Source organism: Microbacterium sp. NPDC060132 (genome assembly GCF_042729675.1).
GTDB classification, from domain to species: domain Bacteria; phylum Actinomycetota; class Actinomycetes; order Actinomycetales; family Microbacteriaceae; genus Microbacterium; species Microbacterium sufflavum.
The window spans coordinates 25296-40803 of sequence record NZ_JBHWXU010000001.1 but is presented as its reverse complement, the minus strand read 5'-3'; the positions used below and the strand labels follow the sequence as shown (position 1 = coordinate 40803).

The following is a 15508-nucleotide window of genomic DNA, read 5'->3' as shown; positions in this document are numbered from 1 at the left end:
GGCCGACTCTACGCGTCGCGCGTGCGCAGGACCGCCCATGCGGCCAGCAGCGCTCCGACCACCCAGCAAGCGAGCGTCAGAAAGGCGACGGGGGCCTCGAGCGCCGCTCCCTCACCCGGGAGGATCGCGCTCTGCGCGGCCGCCACCGGAAGATAGGTCGCGGCGTCCACCACCCACGCCCACGCCTCACCGGCCATCGAGAAGAAGTTCCCGACGATCGGCAGCACGAACAGCAGGCCCACCGTCGCGGCGATCGCGCCGGCGCCCGAGCGCAGGATGAACCCGAACGCGACGCCGATCAGTGCGAACACCGACATCGACAGGGATGCGACCAGGATCGGCAGGAACGACGCCGACGGGTCGGACCAGTCGATGCTCTGATCGCGGGAACCGACGATCATCCCGACCGCCACGGCCGCGACACCGAAGATCACGAGCGAGGACACGAACAGGAACAGCGCCAGCACGAGCGACTTCGCGAGCAGGACGGCCCCGCGCACCGGAACGGCCGTGAGCGTCGAGCGGATCATGCCGGTCGAGTACTCGCCGGTCACCGCGATCGCGCCGATGATGCCCGCCAACAGCATCGTGAACTGGATCGGCATGACCACGGCCTGGATGGGGTCGAACCCCGGAACGTCCACCGCCTGGGCGATCAGCATGGCGATGCCGATCGTGAGGACGGCGGCGATCGCGATGGACCACCACGTGGAGCGCAGCGTGGTGAGCTTGATGGTCTCGCTGCGGACGGCCCGGAAGAAGGTGAGCCGGCGACCGGTGTCGACGCGCGGTGTCGTGGCGACGGGGGCCTGCGTGGTCATGAGAGCTCCTTCGTGCGGTACTCGACGGCGTCGCCGGTGAGAGCGAGATAGGCGTCCTCGAGAGAGCCGGTGGTGGGCGTGAGTTCGTGCAGGGGGATACCGCGTTCGGCAGCCAGGTCGCCGATGCGTGCGGCCGGGAGACCGACGATGTCGAGCAGATCCGGCGCGGAGCTGACGATCTCGACGTCCGGCGCCCCCACGGCCGCGGCGAGCTCCGCGGGACGCGGCGTGCGCACCCGAACGGTGTTCCTGGTCCACGAACGCACGAGGTCCGCGAGGGGAGCATCGGCGAGGACACGCCCGCGTCCCATCACGATCACGTGGTCGGCGGTCTGCGCCATCTCGCTCATCAGGTGGCTCGACAGCAGCACGGTCCGCCCCTCGGAGGCGGCGTGGCGCACGAACTGCCGCACCCAGCGCACACCCTCGGGGTCGAGACCGTTGACCGGCTCGTCGAGGATCAACGTGTGCGGGTCACCCAGCAGAGCCGAGGCGATCCCGAGGCGCTGGCCCATGCCCAGGGAGAACTTCCCGGCGCGCTTGCGGGCGACGGAGCCGATGCCGGCGAGGTCGATCACCTCGTCGACCCGCGAGTCGGGGATGCCGTGGGTCGCGGCCATCGCCCGCAGATGATTCCTGGCGCTGCGCCCGGTGTGCACGGCCTTCGCGTCGAGGAGCACCCCGACCTCGGTGAGCGGGGCGCGGAGCTTGCGGTATTCGCGCCCGCCGACGGCAGCGCGACCCGAGGTGGGCCGGTCGAGTCCGACGATCAGGCGCATGGTCGTCGACTTCCCGGCACCGTTCGGGCCGAGGAACCCGGTGACCGTGCCCGGCTGGACGGTGAACGACACGTCGTCGACGGCCGTCTTGTCTCCGAACCTCTTGGTGAGGCCTTCTGCTGTGATCATGTCGCCCACGCTACGGACGGCGCCCGCCGCGCGCGTCCGCCCGCGGTACCTTTCCGCGCGCTCCGCATCCTCCCCCGGATGGATGAGAGACCGCTTGCGCGGGGGCGCTGTCCGGGGCCACCATGCTGCGCCCGTGAGCGCCGTGAGCCGTCGGGCTCCGGGGCTCGGATAGGGTCGACGGGTGACAGACGCCCGTCGACTCCCCGCGCCCCTGGCCCTCGGCGGAGCCGTCGCCATCGGCGTCATGACCGCCATCCAGGCGCGGATCAACGGGGTGCTGGGCGTACGGGTCGACAACGGCATCGTCGCGGGCTTCCTCTCCTTCTCGGTCGGGCTCGTGGCGCTCGCGGTCGTGATCGCGCTCCTGCCGTTCGCCCGTCGCGGTGCCGTACGGCTATGGCGGGGGATCCGCGGGCGCTCCGTCCCGTTCTGGATGCTCCTCGGCGGCGCGTGCGGGGCCCTCACGGTCTCGACGCAGGGGCTCACAGCGGGCGTCCTCGGCGTCTCGCTGTTCACGGTCGGCGTGGTGGCGGGGCAGACGCTCCACGGCCTGGTGCTGGACCGGATCGGCTTCGGGCCCGCGGGCGTCGTCGCGGTGACCCCCGGTCGCCTGCTCGGTGGGGCGCTGGCGCTCGCCGCGGTCGCGATCTCCCTGTCGGGCGACGTCCTGGCGTCCGCTCCGCTGTGGATGCTGGTGCTGCCGTTCCTCGCGGGAGTGGGCATCGCCTGGCAGGCTGCGACCAACGGGCGTTTGGCGCAGCGCGTGCAGTCGCCCATCGCCGCCACGCTCATGAGCTTCATCGCCGGCACGGTCGTGCTCGCGGTCGCCGCGGCCCTGAGCGTCGCGCTGCGCGGAGCGCCGGACCCCCTCCCGGCCGAGCCGTGGCTCTACCTCGGCGGGTTCCTCGGTGCCGCGTACATCCTGCTCGGCGCGTTCATCGTGGCTCACACGGGTGTGCTGCTGATGGGGCTCGGCTCGGTGCTGGGCCAGCTGGTGACCTCGGTGGTGATCGACGTGCTGTGGCCTGCGGAGGCGGGACCGGCGCTGTGGCAGGTGATCGCGATGGTCGTCGTCGCGGTGGCGTCGGTCGTCGTGGCAGTGCCTCGGCGTCGTCGCCGGTGACTACGCGGGGTTCTCTTTCGCGGCCTTCTTCTTCGCCTTCTTGGCGGCCTTCTTCGCCTTCTTCTTCGCCTTCTTGGCGGACTTCTTCTCCGCGTTCGCCTCGGCCTTCTTCTCGTTCTCGGCGAGCTCGGCGGCGGCGACGGCCGGTTGGGTCGAGGGGAGACGCGTCAGCAGTCTGCGCGCGTCGACGGCCTTGCGTCGGCCCGGCGACTTCCCCGGCGGCTTGTCGCCGACGTACAGCCAGCCCAGCAGTTCCTCGTCGTCGGCGAGGCCGTGCATCGCCGCGACCGGCTGCGACCGCGTGTAATGTCCGGTGCGCCAGATCACACCCCACCCTGCTTCGTCCAGCAGGAGGCTGAGCACGTGGGCGACGCCGGAGGCGACGGCCTCCTGCTCCCACCGCGGCACCTTCTCGCTCGGCTGGTAGCTGGCCACCACCGCGATCAGCAGGGGGGCGCGCAGCGGCTTCGTCGAGGGGGAGTCGTCGCCCTGCGCCTGGGCGATCGCTGCTCCGAGGGCCTCTCGATCGGCGCCGCGCAGCTCGATCAGCCGCCACGGTCGCAGCGAGGAGTGATCGGCGACGCGTCCGGCCGCGGCCACCAGGGTCAGCAGTTCTTCCCGCCCGGGCGCGGTGTCTCCGACCTTCGACCAGGACTGTCGTGCGCGGACGGCGTCGAGCGCGCTCACGACTCGTCTGGCGTGAAGTTCAGCGCGATCGAGTTCATGCAGAAGCGGTCGCCCGTGGGAGTGCCGAAGCCGTCGGGGAACACGTGCCCGAGGTGCGAGCCGCACGCGGCGCAGCGGACCTCGGTGCGCACCATGCCCAGGCTGTCGTCCTCCAGGAGCTCAACGGCGTCGGGCCGGATCGACTCGTAGAAGCTGGGCCACCCGCACCCGGAGTCGAACTTGGTGCCGCTCTTGAACAGCTCGGCGCCGCACGCTCCGCACGTGTACAGGCCGGCGCGCTCCTCGTCGAGCAGTTCTCCGGTCCAGGCGCGCTCGGTCGCGGCCTGGCGCAGCACCGCGTACTGCTCTTCGCCGAGCTCCTTGCGCCACTCGTCTTCGGTCTTGTCCACGCTGTACGACATTGCGTCCTCCTCGGGTCCTCTCCATTCTCCACGCTGCGGCGGTGTCTCGGCGCTGCGCGTCAGAATGGACGCATGACCGACCCGATCCGGGAGCGCTATGCCCGCTTCGCGCGCGACGAGGCCCCCGGGCGCAGCGCCCTGTACGGGGAGTGGGCGGCCGGCGTCAGCGATGACGAGCAGCTGCGCGATGTGCTGCGTCGCATCCCGGAGACGCACCGCCAGCCACCGCTGGTGTTCGCGGTGTCCCGGCTGCTGGGCGCCCCGCTCGAGGACTACGCGGCGTGGCGCGCCTTCGTCCTGGCGCACGCCGACGTGCTCGTGGCCGAGTGCGCGGCGCGGTCCCTGCAGACGAACGAGCCGCTGCGGCTGGCGGCGCTGCTCCCGGTCCTCTCCGAGATCGAGGGGCCGATCGCGCTTCTCGAGCTCGGCGCATCGGCCGGTCTCTGCCTGTACCCAGACCGGTACTCGTATCGCTACGTGACGGCCGAGGGCTCCGAACGGCTCGCCGTCGACCCGCACGACGGTCCCTCCCCGGTCGTGCTGCAGAGTCGGGTGACGGGGACGATGCCGAGTGTTCGCCTGCCCGAGGTCGTGTGGCGGGGCGGCATCGATCTCGCACCGCTCGATGCCGCGGACGACGGAGACCGGCGGTGGCTGCGCGGGCTCGTGTGGCCGGGGGAGTCCGGGCGCGAGCGCCGCATCGAGGCCGCGCTCGACATCGTCGCAGCCGATCCACCGCTGCTGCTCGCCGGCGACGCGGCCGAGAGGCTCGAGGAGCTCCTGGCGATGATGCCTGTGGGTGCCACCCCCGTCGTCACGACGCCCGGGGTGCTCGTCCACATCCCCCGCCGTGCGCGCGAGGCTCTCGTCGCGCAGATCCAGGGGCTGCCGGCGCGATGGATCACGATCGACCCACCCGGACTGCTCGACGTGTGGCGGCCGTCCGTGGACGCGACGACATGGTCCGGCTTCGTGGTCGCGCTCGACGGCAGGGTGCGGGCGGCGGCGGACCCGCTCGGGCTATGGTGGGAGTGGCGCGCGGGCGATGACGTCACCGCGTCCTAACCTGGAGCCATGCTCGGAGACCTCACGGAACGCGACCGCGCGATCCTCGCCCTCGAAGCCGCCTGGCCGCGGCATGGCGGCATGAAGGAAGAGGTCATCCGCAGCACCCTCGGCATGAGCGCGGCGCGCTACTACCAGCTGCTCGGACGACTCATCGACTCGGAGGCGGCCCTGGCGTTCGACCCGGTCCTGGTGCGGCGGCTGCGACGGCTCCGCGACACCCGGGGCACCCGACGGGCGGCGCGCATGCCCGGCTTCGTCGGCTGACGGACCCGCTTCGCTCCGCTCGCTGGCCTCCGTCGCGGATTGCCAGCATCGTGCCGCTAGCATCGAGGGGTGTCCAAGCCCTCCCGTGACCGATTCGATGACGTTCCCCGCGCCTCCGGACGCGTCGGGGCCCACCGCGCGGAGGCTCCGGGCATGAACGGCTGGGTGGTCCTGCTGTGGTCCTTCGTGGCTGCGCTCGTCCTGATCATCGCCGGGATCTTCGGTTCGCTGGTCGTCATGGGGCGCATCGAGCTGTTCCCCGAGGCGGGCCCCAGCGCGGTGCCGACACCGGAGGAGACGGGTGTGGTCGACCCGAGCTACTCGGTCATGATCCTCAACGCGACCCCTGATTCCGGCCTCGACGACCAGATGCGTGACACTCTCATCAATGCCGGCTGGCCGGCGGGGATCGTGTTCGCCACGGACAGCGCGAGCGACGACTTCGCCACGACGACCATCTACTACGTCGACGACGCGGACGAGCAGGCGGCCGTGGGTCTCGCCGGGGTGATCGGCGGCGCTGCGGTGAAGCAGGACGACTTCTACGCCGATCTGAACGAGACGGGCGGCAAGCAGCTCACCGTCGTGATCGGCCTCGATCGCTCAGCGTCGGCGCCGGAGCAGTCCGAGGAGACTCCCGCTCCCTGACGCCCCTCCACAGGCGGGCGACGCGGCTTGCACTCGATGGTGTCGAGTGCCAGAATGGCGTTAGCACTCTCTCACTCTGAGTGCTAAACCCACCGTCTACGTCCAGGAGGGACGACAAAACTCATGGCAAAGATCATCGCCTTCGATGAGGAGGCCCGCCGCGGCCTCGAGCGTGGCCTCAACATCCTCGCCGACGCGGTCAAGGTGACCCTCGGCCCGCGTGGTCGCAACGTCGTGCTCGAGAAGAAGTGGGGCGCCCCCACGATCACGAACGACGGTGTCTCCATCGCCAAGGAGATCGAGCTGGACGACCCGTACGAGAAGATCGGCGCGGAGCTCGTCAAGGAGGTCGCCAAGAAGACCGACGACGTCGCCGGTGACGGCACGACGACCGCCACGGTGCTCGCCCAGGCCCTGGTCCGCGAGGGTCTGCGCAACGTCGCGGCCGGCGCCGACCCCATCTCCCTCAAGCGCGGCATCGAGAAGGCCGTCGCCGCCATCACCGAGGAGCTGCTGAGCAGCGCGAAGGAGATCGACTCCAAGGAGCAGATCGCCGCGACCGCGTCCATCTCGGCGGCAGACCCGGCCATCGGTGAGCTGATCGCCGAGGCGATCGACAAGGTCGGCAAGGAGGGTGTGGTCACCGTCGAGGAGTCGCAGACCTTCGGCACCGAGCTCGAGCTCACCGAGGGCATGCGCTTCGACAAGGGTTACCTGAACCCGTACTTCGTCACGGACCCGGAGCGCCAGGAGGCCGTGTTCGAGGACCCGTACATCCTCATCGCCAACCAGAAGGTCTCGAACATCAAGGACCTCCTGCCCATCGTCGACAAGGTGATCCAGGACGGCAAGGAGCTCGTCATCATCGCCGAGGACGTCGAGGGCGAGGCTCTGGCGACGCTCGTGCTGAACAAGCTCAAGGGCATCTTCAAGTCGGTCGCCGTCAAGGCTCCCGGCTTCGGCGACCGTCGCAAGGCGCAGCTGCAGGACATCGCGATCCTCACCGGCGGCCAGGTCATCACCGAAGAGGTGGGCCTGAAGCTCGAGAACGCGACGCTCGACCTGCTGGGTCGTGCCCGCAAGGTCATCGTCACCAAGGACGAGACCACGATCGTCGAGGGTGCCGGCGAGGCCGACCAGATCGAGGGTCGCGTCACGCAGATCCGTCGCGAGATCGAGAACACCGACAGCGACTACGACCGCGAGAAGCTGCAGGAGCGCCTGGCGAAGCTCGCCGGTGGCGTGGCCGTCATCAAGGCGGGCGCTGCAACCGAGGTCGAGCTCAAGGAGCGCAAGCACCGCATCGAGGACGCCGTGCGCAACGCGAAGGCGGCCGTCGAGGAGGGCATCGTCCCCGGTGGTGGCGTCGCGCTCATCCAGTCCGGCACCAAGGCGCTCGACGCCCTGTCCCTCGAGGGTGACGAGGCGACCGGTGCGAACATCGTCCGCGTGGCGATCGAGGCTCCGCTCAAGCAGATCGCCCTCAACGCCGGTCTCGAGCCGGGTGTCGTCGCCAACAAGGTCTCCGAGCTCCCCGCGGGCCAGGGCCTCAACGCCGCCAGCGGCGAGTACGGCGACATGTTCGCACAGGGCATCATCGACCCGGCGAAGGTCACGCGCTCCGCGCTGCAGAACGCCGCGTCGATCGCCGGCCTGTTCCTGACGACGGAGGCCGTCGTCGCCGACAAGCCGGAGAAGGCTGCCGCTCCCGTGGGTGACCCCTCGGGTGGCATGGACTTCTGATCCCGCTGCATCCACAGAAAGCCCCCGGCTCCGGCCGGGGGCTTTCTGGTGTTCACCGGAAGTGAAGCCGACGCTCAGCGGAACATGCTCGCCGAGTACTGGTCGGCGTCGGCGTACTGCGTCGCGACGGAGCCGAGCGATGTGCCGATGCCGTCGAGCACCTGCTCGACGTGGAGCTGCGCGCCCTGCCACTGCTCGGCACACCCCTGGAACGCATTGGACGCGGTTCCCACCCACGACGACTGCAACTGCCTGAGCTGCGCCATGAGCGTCGATGACTCGGCACGCAGACGCTCGATGGTCGCGCGGGTGGAGGCGTGCGCGGCGTGCATGGCATCGGTGTCGACGGTGAATACGGTCATGAGGAACTCCTTCATCTCGGAGCTTCCGACGGTAGGTGAGGCCACGTCGATGGAGCGGACGGGAGCCGGGTCACCCCTGCGTCCTGGGGACACCTCGCCCGCTCACGACTCCGTGCAGAGCCAGCGCCGCGCGTCGCAGTCAGGGCAGGTCGAGCGGGTCGAGCGGTTGCGTGTCTTCGAGCAGGTGGGCCGGCGTGGCCTGGGCCGGTGCCAGGGGCAGCGTGACCGTGAAGGTCGCTCCGCCCCCCGGGCTCTCGGAGACCGCGATGTCGCCGTTGAGCGCCTTCAGGATGGAGGCCACGATCGCCAGGCCCAGCCCGGATCCGCCGGTCTCCCTCGCCCGCGAAGTGTCCGCTCTCCAGAACCGCTCGAAGATCTGCTCCCGGATCTGCGGCGGCACGCCTTCGCCGTGATCGACGATGGCGATACTCGCCGTTCCCGCCAGGCGATCCGAGTCCACGACGATCTCGATGGGGCTGTCGGCGGGGGAGAAGCGCCGCGCGTTGCCCAAGAGGTTGGTCACGACCTGGCGCACCTTGTTCTCCTCGCCGAGCACGATTGGCGGTGTCCGCACGGGAATGTCCTGCACCTCGCTGAAGTCGATGGCCGGCGGTTCCTCGTTCTGCTTGGCGCGGCGGCGCAGCCGGGACAGCGGTGCGAGCGGCCGCACGCGCGGGGCGGTGCGCTCGGGCTCGATCGGGACGATCGGCGTGCGCACCGGCGCCGTGGGGACGTTCTCCAGCGTCCGGTCGATCACCGAGACCACCCGGCCGGGTGCTGCCGCCCGTACGTCGAGCGCCGCGTCGCGCGCGATCGGCCGGAGGTCGAGGGGCTCGATCGTGGGCTCGCGCTCCTCATCGAGCCGAGCCAGCGCCAGCAGGTCTTCCACCAGCACCCCCATCCGGATCGCTTCCTTCTCGATGCGCTCCATGGCCCTGGCGGTGTCCTCTTCGCCCGTGATCGCGCCCATGCGATAGAGCTCGGCGTAGCCGCGGACACTCACGAGCGGGGTGCGCAGCTCGTGGCTCGCGTCTCCGATGAAGCGTCGCATGTGCTGCACGGTCCGGTCGCGCTGCGCGAGGGAGCGATCGACGCGGTCGAGCATCGTGTTGATCGCGGCATTGAGGCGGCCCACCTCGGTGGTCGGTTCCAGGTCGGTGAGGCGCTGTCGGAAGTCGCCCGCCGCGATCGACATGGCGGTCTGCTCGACCTGCCCCAGCCGCCGGAACGTCAGCGTCACCAGGCCGCGCGTGAGCAATGCGGCGACGAAGATCGTGATCAGCGCGATCGTGATGTAGATGCCGAAGTACTGGCTGATGATGCGATCGGCCTCGGCCAACGGCAGAGCGACCATCTGGATGCTGAGCGGCGTGCCCTCCTGCTGCACCAGGGCGACGGCCCCGTGGTAGACGCTGCCGTTGTCCCCCTCGAGCGCGAGCACCTTGTCCTCGTTCGCCTGTGCCTCCGAGAGCGAGTACTCCGCGGGGAAGAAGGGGGCACGACCCGACGCGCTGGGGGCCGTGGCGCGCAGCGCGCCCTCCGCGTCGTACACCGCGAAAGAGAAGTCGCGGGGCTTCTCGTCGCGGGGCGTGTAGGTCGTGACGCCGTCGATCGTCGTGGTGTCGAAGTAGCGCTCGATCAGATCGCTCGTGACGAGGGCGGGAAGTTGCGCGTTGATGTTCTCCACGAGCGCGTTGCGCAGCAGCGGAACCGTGCCGATCCCGGCCACCAGCAGACCGAGCGCGAGCACGGCGACCGTGACGCCGGTGACCTTGGCGCGGAGGCTGATCCGCCGCCACCACGTGGTCACCGCATCCGGCTCGTGCGCCATGCGGCCCTCCCTGCTGTGGCGATCCCGCCGTCGAGGGCGGTTCCGTGCGACGTCGTCAGACCGTCTTGCCGACCTTGAGCATGTAGCCGAAGCCGCGCTTCGTCTGGATCAGCGACTCCTCCGTGTGCGGGTCGATCTTCCGACGCAGGTAGGAGATGTAGCTCTCGACGATGCCGGCATCGCCGTTGAAGTCGTACTCCCAGACGTGGTCGAGGATCTGAGCCTTCGACAGCACCCGGTTGGGGTTGAGCATCAGGTAGCGCAGGAGCTTGAACTCGGTGGGGCTCAGCTCGATCGGCTCCTTGCCGACGTAGACGTCGTGGGTGTCCTGATCCATCGACAGCTCGCCGGCGCGGATGATCGACTCCTCGTCGGCCTGCATGGTGCGACGGAGGATGGCCTGGGCGCGGGCGACGATCTCGTCGAGGCTGAACGGCTTGGTGACATAGTCGTCGCCGCCGGCGTTGAGGCCTTCGATCTTGTCGTCCGTGCCGTCCTTGGCGGTGAGGAACAGGATGGGAGCGGTGAAGCCGGCGCCGCGGAGGCGCTTGGTCACGCTGAAGCCGTTCATGTCCGGCAGCATGACGTCCAGGATGATGAGGTCCGGCTCCTCCTCGAGGACGGCCGAGATCGTGGCGGCGCCGTTGGCGACCGTCTTCACCTGGAACCCGGCGAAGCTGAGACCCGTGGAGAGCAGGTCGCGGATGTTGGGCTCGTCGTCGACGACCAGGATGCGCGCAGCAGTCATGTCCCCATTATGGTGACTTCGGCCATGCGGTTGCTGATTACCTTCGGAGCGCCGGAAGCCGCACCGCCGAGGCTAGGCGGCCGCGGCGATCGCGTCCGCGTCCATGATCGTGTAGCTGTAGCCCTGCTCGGCGAGGAACCGCTGGCGGTTCTGCGCATAGTCCTGGTCGATCGTGTCCCGAGCGACGAGCGTGTAGAAGCTCGCCGTGTGTCCGGACTGCTTGGGACGCAGGAGCCGTCCGAGCCGCTGGGCCTCCTCCTGCCGTGAGCCGAACGAGCCGGACACCTGGATGGCGACCGAGGCCTCGGGCAGGTCGATGGAGAAGTTCGCCACCTTCGACACCACGAGAAGTGAGATGTCGCCCTCGCGGAAGGCGCGGTACAGCTCCTCGCGCTCCTCGACCGGCGTCGATCCGGTGATCTGCGGTGCGTTCAGCGCATCGGACAGCGAGTCGAGCTGGTCGAGGTACTGGCCGATCACGAGGATCTGCTCTCCCTCGTGCTTCGCGATCAGCTCGCGGACGGCGTCGATCTTGGCGGGCGCCGACGCGGCGAGGCGGTAGCGTTCGTCATCGGTCGCCGCGGCGTACTCCAGCCGGTCGCTCGGCGGAAGGTCCACGCGCACCTCGTAGCAGACGGCCGGGGAGATGAACCCTTGCGCCTCGATCTGCTTCCAGGGAGCGTCGAAGCGCTTCGGTCCGATCAGGCTGAAGACGTCGCCCTCGCGGCCGTCCTCACGGACGAGCGTCGCGGTCAGGCCGATGCGGCGGCGGGCCTGGAGGTCGGCGGTCAGCTTGAACACCGGCGCGGGCAGGAGGTGGACCTCGTCGTACACGATGAGGCCCCAGTCCAAGGCGTCGAGCAGCGCCAGGTGCGCGTACTCGCCCTTCCGCTTGGCGGTGAGGATCTGGTAGGTCGCGATGGTGACCGGCTTGAGCTCCTTCGACTGCCCCGAGTACTCGCCGATCTCCTCCGGTGTGAGGCTGGTGCGCTTGAGCAGCTCGTCGCGCCACTGTCGCGCCGAGACCGTGTTGGTCACGAGGATCAGCGTCGTGGTCTTCGTCGCGGCCATGGCTCCGGCCCCGACGATCGTCTTGCCCGCGCCGCAGGGGAGGACCACGACGCCGGAGCCGTCCTTCGCGAAGGCGTCGACCGCGTCCTGCTGGTACGGGCGGATGTGCCAGCCGTCCTCGGCGAGCTCGATCTCGTGCGGAGTGCCGGGCGTGTAGCCCGCGAGGTCCTCCGCGGGCCAGCCGATCTTCAGCAGCTCCTGCTTGATCTGTCCGCGGGCCCACGCGTCGACCACGAAGGTCTCGGGAGTCGGGTGGCCGATCAGCAGCGGCTGGATGCGCTTGTTGTTCGCGACCTGCGCCAGCACGGCGGGATCGGTCGACCGCAGGATCAGCACGCCCTCGTTGTCGCGCTCGATGACGAGCCGCCCGTAGCGGTTGACGGTCTCGCGCAGGTCGACGGCGACCGACGGGGGCACCGGGAAACGCGACCAGCGGTCGAGTGTCTCCAGCATGTCTTCTGCCGTGTGCCCTGCGGCTCGCGCGTTCCACAGTCCCAGGCGGGTGATGCGGTACGTGTGGATGTGCTCCGGCGCGCGTTCCAGCTCGGCGAAGATCGCGAGCTCGTGTCGGGCGCTCTCGGCATCGGCGTGGGCGACCTCGAGCAGCACGGTGCGGTCGCTCTGGACGATCAGGGGGCCATCAGACATAGCTGCCCAGTCTACCGGCCGTCCGGAGGGCAGGGCCTCACGGGGCCACGACGGTCGCCGCGCGGATGCTCGACACCGGGAGCGTGCGCTCGACGTCGGCGGCCCTGTCGCGGCCGCGCAGCCGTCCGCCGCCGATACCCGTGGCCTCCAGGAGCAGGTCCCGCGTGGATCCGTCCGGCATGCCGACCGTCACACGCAGGACGGCCTTGGCTCGCACCGCGGCTTCGAGCTCCCGGTCGAGCCAGGCGGCATCGGCGTCCGGCCCCTGGCGATCGCGCAACCGGGCGATCAGCGTGTCGTAGTCGTCAGCGGGGTCGTGTCCGTCGGCCGGGGGAGCGGCGGGGTGGCGGTCGCGCACGACGATCGCTCCGTCCTCGTCGACGAGGCTCGCGGGGTAGCGGGCGTCCGTCAGCGCCCAGTACACGGTGTCCTGTGCCACTCGCGTGGTGAGCGAGCCCACGTGGGCTGTGAGCGCGAGCGGTCGGAGCGCCTGATCGACCGCGAGGGCTTCCAACACGTGCGGGTCGCTGCTCTCGATCCGGGTGCGCCCCGTCTCGCCGTCGACCGACACCCGGATGAGGCCGTGCCGTTGGGCGGTCTGCGCCACCAGGTAGCCCAGCGGCTGGGGTATTCCGGTGAGGGAGATCGCGCCGAGGAAGTCGAGGATGGAGTGTTCGCTCTCCCCGGTGGCGAAGGCGTGGGCCACCGACTCGGCGGTGAACCGGTAGGAGGAGGCCTGTGCAGCGGACTCCCGGACGGCGATCGTGCGCAGTCGCACGTCGAGGGCGGGCTGCAGCGGACCGGGAGCGATGGCCGTGAGGTCGTTCTGGAGGAAGATGCGGTCGACCTCCGCGGGGAGCTGTGCGACGAGGGTGCGGGCGTCGGCGGGCTCTCCGCGTCGGAGCGGCGCGGCCCAGGGGGGCTCGGTGCCGTCGTCGGCGATCAGACCGATCAGCCGGGCCGATTCCGTGAGCTCTGCGGCGTGTTCCGTCCAGGCGGCGTCCCAGGGGTGCGCGAGCGGCCACTGCGACACCGGGATCCACCCGGCAGTCGCCGGGCGAAGACCGCGCGGCAGGGAGTCGCGGAAGGCGGTCGCGAGGAGCGTCCAGCGGGCGGCGACGGAAGAGCGCAGCCATTCCTCGGCGAGCGCGGTCGTCCGCAGCCGACGGTCGACCGGGGCCGCCAGCCGGGCACGGACGGCGAGTCCGGAGAGCAGGTCGATGGCCTCGGTGGGCAGCCCGGCCTCGGCGAGCTGTCGCTTCTCGCCGGCGCTCACCGCTCCGCCGAGCAGGAGGGCGAAGGGCCGCTCCCTGGCGATGAGGAGGAGGTCGGCGAGGCGCGCGACCGTGGTGAAGGCGCGCTCGGCGGCGTGAGCGGACGTGGCCTCGGAGGACGGCGCGGGGGGAGTGGCGTCGATCGGCGTCGGCCGCGCGCGGCCTTCGACCAGCAGGTCCACGGGCGGCTGCGGTGTCCCGTCGGCGCGCAGGAGGGCGAGGGCGACCAGTCGCTCGCGGCCCTCGCCCGGCTGCTCACCGGCGACGGCATCCACGAGGGACGCGGCCTCCGCGGCGGTGAGTGCGGGGAGGACTCGGCTCAGGGAGGACGGTTCCAGCAGGGCCTCGGCCGCATCGAAGAAGTCCTGCCACGTCGCGTCGGGGCGTACGCCGCGGGCGGCGAACAGCTCCCGGAGCTCGGCATCGCTCGCTGCGGCCAGGCGGTCGGCCAGCGGTCGTGCGTGCGTGCTCATCGGCGGGGGCTCAGCGACGCGATTGCGCGCGACCCTTCCGGACGAAGCTCATGATCAGCAGGGTGATGATCAGCACGAACGCGAGTGGCAGTCCCCAGTAGGGGATCGCGGCGACGACCGGCCACGCGCCTTCACCGAACGCGGCGCGGTCCATGCCCGTGGCGGTGCCGATGATGATCGCGAAGAAGCACACCACGGAGGCGGCGGCGATCCCGAGTGCGGTGAACGCCAGGATGCGATCGATCCGGCGGATGGGGACCTCCGGTCCGGGGCTCTGCGTGCTCATCCGCTCCAGACTACTCGCCCCGGCGCGGTCGGTTCCGTTCGCCCTGCGACCGGTAGGCTGGACGCACGCGCACGAGCGCGCTCTGTTCTGCTTTTCGATACCAGCGAGGTTCACCCATGCCCACCGGCAAGGTCAGGTTCTACGACGAAGACAAGGGTTTCGGCTTCATCGCCAGCGATGACGGCCAGGACGTCTTCCTGCACGCCTCCGCGATGCCGGCCGGCACCGCGATCAAGGCGGGTGCGCGCGTGGAGTTCGGTGTCGCCGATGGCAAGCGCGGCCTGCAGGCGCTGTCCGTGCGGGTGCTCGAGGCCCCGCCCAGCCTGGCGAAGGCCAAGCGCAAGCCCGCCGACGACATGGCGATCATCATCGAAGACCTGGTGAAGCTGCTCGACGGCATCGGCGGCGATCTGCGTCGCGGGCGCTACCCGTCCTCCGGTCACGGCCGCAAGATCGCAGCCGTTCTGCGCAAGGTCGCTGATGACCTCGAAGCCTGAGGCTGACGCCCGCCTCGTCGAGGCCCACGATCTCGCGCTCGCAGCGCTGCGCGAGTTCACTCCCGCGTCCACCATCGGGCCGGCCGCCGGATACATCGCAGAGGAAGACGGATCGGTCTCGCTGCGCTTCGAGAACCGGCTGGCCGGATATCCGGGGTGGTACTGGACCGTGACGGTGGCCCGCGTCGACGACGAAGAGCCCACGGTGCTGGAGGCCGAGCTCCTGCCGGGCGACGGCGCACTCCTCGCGCCCGAATGGGTGCCCTGGGCCGAGCGCCTGGCGGAGTATCGCGCGCACCAGGCCGAGCTCGCCGACGCGGCTGCGGCGGCAACGGACGGCGATGACGGCGACCGGTCAGACGGAGCCGCGGACGTCGAACTCGACGATGTCCTGGACGACGAGCTCGACGAGGATGACGACGAGGCGTCCGACATCCTTCACGCCGGCGACCTCGACGGCGTCGACATCGACGAGCTCGACGACTCCGCATCCGACGACGAACTCGACGACTCCGCATCCGACGACGAACTCGACGACTCTGCATCCGACGACGCGGAGGACGACGACGCCGAAGACGACGACGCCGAAGACGACGACGCCGACGTCCGCGGTGCGGACGCCGGCGAGGTCGACGAGGAGGAGTGAGTCCCGGCG

Annotated in this window: 17 protein-coding genes; 7 read left to right on the top strand and 10 right to left on the bottom strand. The window is 70.3% G+C overall.

Going from position 1 to position 15508, the window contains the following annotated elements:
* Positions 1-8 precede the first annotated feature (8 nt).
* The gene (locus ACFWCH_RS00220) at positions 9-821 is read right to left on the bottom strand and encodes an ABC transporter permease (RefSeq protein WP_136036448.1); all 813 of its coding nucleotides are present in this window, start codon (positions 819-821) and stop codon (positions 9-11) included.
* A complete protein-coding gene (locus tag ACFWCH_RS00215; protein ID WP_136036449.1) occupies positions 818-1729 on the bottom strand; it encodes an ABC transporter ATP-binding protein in 912 nt (303 codons plus the stop codon). The genes ACFWCH_RS00220 and ACFWCH_RS00215 overlap by 4 nt, the downstream gene beginning before the upstream one ends.
* Before the next feature lie 211 nt (positions 1730-1940).
* Here ACFWCH_RS00215 and ACFWCH_RS00210 point away from each other — a divergent pair, with 211 nt between their 5' ends.
* Positions 1941-2852, top strand: coding sequence for a DMT family transporter (locus ACFWCH_RS00210; RefSeq protein WP_136031603.1), 912 nt, complete (start codon positions 1941-1943; stop codon positions 2850-2852).
* Here ACFWCH_RS00210 and ACFWCH_RS00205 read toward each other — a convergent pair whose 3' ends face one another.
* Positions 2853-3539, bottom strand: a complete 687-nt coding sequence (locus ACFWCH_RS00205) for a nitroreductase family protein (protein WP_136031526.1) — start codon at positions 3537-3539, stop codon at positions 2853-2855.
* The gene (msrB, locus tag ACFWCH_RS00200) at positions 3536-3940 is read right to left on the bottom strand and encodes a peptide-methionine (R)-S-oxide reductase MsrB (protein WP_378802652.1); all 405 of its coding nucleotides are present in this window, start codon (positions 3938-3940) and stop codon (positions 3536-3538) included. Before msrB ends, ACFWCH_RS00205 begins: the two co-directional genes overlap by 4 nt.
* 72 nt (positions 3941-4012) lie before the next feature.
* On the opposite strand from msrB, the gene ACFWCH_RS00195 reads away from it, so the two are divergent.
* From ACFWCH_RS00195 to groL, 4 genes are all read left to right on the top strand, one after another.
* Complete coding sequence (locus ACFWCH_RS00195; RefSeq protein WP_247637590.1) at positions 4013-5005, top strand: DUF2332 domain-containing protein; 993 nt, start codon at positions 4013-4015, stop codon at positions 5003-5005.
* Positions 5006-5014: 9 nt separating this feature from the next.
* Complete coding sequence (locus tag ACFWCH_RS00190) at positions 5015-5272, top strand: DUF3263 domain-containing protein (RefSeq protein WP_136031532.1); 258 nt, start codon at positions 5015-5017, stop codon at positions 5270-5272.
* A gap of 69 nt (positions 5273-5341) precedes the next feature.
* Positions 5342-5920 (top strand): LytR C-terminal domain-containing protein, encoded by a 579-nt coding sequence (locus ACFWCH_RS00185; RefSeq protein ID WP_308194328.1) that lies wholly within the window; start codon positions 5342-5344, stop codon positions 5918-5920.
* A 123-nt stretch (positions 5921-6043) separates the two neighbouring features.
* A complete protein-coding gene (gene groL / locus ACFWCH_RS00180) occupies positions 6044-7663 on the top strand; it encodes a chaperonin GroEL (RefSeq protein ID WP_136037073.1) in 1620 nt (539 codons plus the stop codon).
* 74 nt (positions 7664-7737) lie between these two features.
* Here groL and ACFWCH_RS00175 read toward each other — a convergent pair whose 3' ends face one another.
* From ACFWCH_RS00175 to ACFWCH_RS00150, 6 genes are all read right to left on the bottom strand, one after another.
* Positions 7738-8025: a WXG100 family type VII secretion target gene (locus ACFWCH_RS00175; protein ID WP_136031536.1), complete on the bottom strand. Its 288-nt coding sequence runs from the start codon at positions 8023-8025 to the stop codon at positions 7738-7740.
* A 139-nt stretch (positions 8026-8164) separates the two neighbouring features.
* On the bottom strand, positions 8165-9856 hold the full coding sequence (locus ACFWCH_RS00170) for a cell wall metabolism sensor histidine kinase WalK (RefSeq protein WP_136046255.1): 1692 nt from the start codon (positions 9854-9856) through the stop codon (positions 8165-8167).
* A 55-nt stretch (positions 9857-9911) separates the two neighbouring features.
* Positions 9912-10604, bottom strand: coding sequence for a response regulator transcription factor (locus ACFWCH_RS00165; RefSeq protein WP_136031539.1), 693 nt, complete (start codon positions 10602-10604; stop codon positions 9912-9914).
* 72 nt (positions 10605-10676) lie between these two features.
* The gene (locus tag ACFWCH_RS00160; protein WP_378802651.1) at positions 10677-12323 is read right to left on the bottom strand and encodes a DNA repair helicase XPB; all 1647 of its coding nucleotides are present in this window, start codon (positions 12321-12323) and stop codon (positions 10677-10679) included.
* 37 nt (positions 12324-12360) lie between these two features.
* Entirely contained in the window at positions 12361-14070 is a 1710-nt protein-coding gene (locus tag ACFWCH_RS00155) for a helicase-associated domain-containing protein (RefSeq protein WP_206252992.1), read from the bottom strand.
* A 10-nt stretch (positions 14071-14080) separates the two neighbouring features.
* A complete protein-coding gene (locus ACFWCH_RS00150; RefSeq protein WP_136031545.1) occupies positions 14081-14356 on the bottom strand; it encodes a multidrug ABC transporter ATPase in 276 nt (91 codons plus the stop codon).
* 116 nt (positions 14357-14472) lie between these two features.
* Here ACFWCH_RS00150 and ACFWCH_RS00145 point away from each other — a divergent pair, with 116 nt between their 5' ends.
* Both ACFWCH_RS00145 and ACFWCH_RS00140 read left to right on the top strand, forming a co-directional pair.
* Positions 14473-14853, top strand: coding sequence for a cold-shock protein (locus ACFWCH_RS00145; RefSeq protein WP_136031547.1), 381 nt, complete (start codon positions 14473-14475; stop codon positions 14851-14853).
* Positions 14837-15499: a DUF3027 domain-containing protein gene (locus ACFWCH_RS00140; protein ID WP_378802650.1), complete on the top strand. Its 663-nt coding sequence runs from the start codon at positions 14837-14839 to the stop codon at positions 15497-15499. Before ACFWCH_RS00145 ends, ACFWCH_RS00140 begins: the two co-directional genes overlap by 17 nt.
* The last annotated feature ends 9 nt before the right edge of the window (positions 15500-15508 follow it).

What these genes read in the sequence shown, in the direction of transcription:
- ACFWCH_RS00220 (WP_136036448.1), bottom strand. Translation starts at nt 821, where the DNA reads ATGACCACGCAGGCCCCCGTCGCCACGACACCGCGCGTCGACACCGGT.
- ACFWCH_RS00215 (WP_136036449.1), bottom strand. Translation starts at nt 1,729, where the DNA reads ATGATCACAGCAGAAGGCCTCACCAAGAGGTTCGGAGACAAGACGGCC.
- msrB (WP_378802652.1), bottom strand. Translation starts at nt 3,940, where the DNA reads ATGTCGTACAGCGTGGACAAGACCGAAGACGAGTGGCGCAAGGAGCTC.
- ACFWCH_RS00195 (WP_247637590.1), top strand. Translation starts at nt 4,013, where the DNA reads ATGACCGACCCGATCCGGGAGCGCTATGCCCGCTTCGCGCGCGACGAG.
- ACFWCH_RS00190 (WP_136031532.1), top strand. Translation starts at nt 5,015, where the DNA reads ATGCTCGGAGACCTCACGGAACGCGACCGCGCGATCCTCGCCCTCGAA.
- groL (WP_136037073.1), top strand. Translation starts at nt 6,044, where the DNA reads ATGGCAAAGATCATCGCCTTCGATGAGGAGGCCCGCCGCGGCCTCGAG.
- ACFWCH_RS00175 (WP_136031536.1), bottom strand. Translation starts at nt 8,025, where the DNA reads ATGACCGTATTCACCGTCGACACCGATGCCATGCACGCCGCGCACGCC.
- ACFWCH_RS00170 (WP_136046255.1), bottom strand. Translation starts at nt 9,856, where the DNA reads ATGGCGCACGAGCCGGATGCGGTGACCACGTGGTGGCGGCGGATCAGC.
- ACFWCH_RS00165 (WP_136031539.1), bottom strand. Translation starts at nt 10,604, where the DNA reads ATGACTGCTGCGCGCATCCTGGTCGTCGACGACGAGCCCAACATCCGC.
- ACFWCH_RS00160 (WP_378802651.1), bottom strand. Translation starts at nt 12,323, where the DNA reads ATGTCTGATGGCCCCCTGATCGTCCAGAGCGACCGCACCGTGCTGCTC.
- ACFWCH_RS00155 (WP_206252992.1), bottom strand. Translation starts at nt 14,070, where the DNA reads ATGAGCACGCACGCACGACCGCTGGCCGACCGCCTGGCCGCAGCGAGC.
- ACFWCH_RS00150 (WP_136031545.1), bottom strand. Translation starts at nt 14,356, where the DNA reads ATGAGCACGCAGAGCCCCGGACCGGAGGTCCCCATCCGCCGGATCGAT.
- ACFWCH_RS00145 (WP_136031547.1), top strand. Translation starts at nt 14,473, where the DNA reads ATGCCCACCGGCAAGGTCAGGTTCTACGACGAAGACAAGGGTTTCGGC.
- ACFWCH_RS00140 (WP_378802650.1), top strand. Translation starts at nt 14,837, where the DNA reads ATGACCTCGAAGCCTGAGGCTGACGCCCGCCTCGTCGAGGCCCACGAT.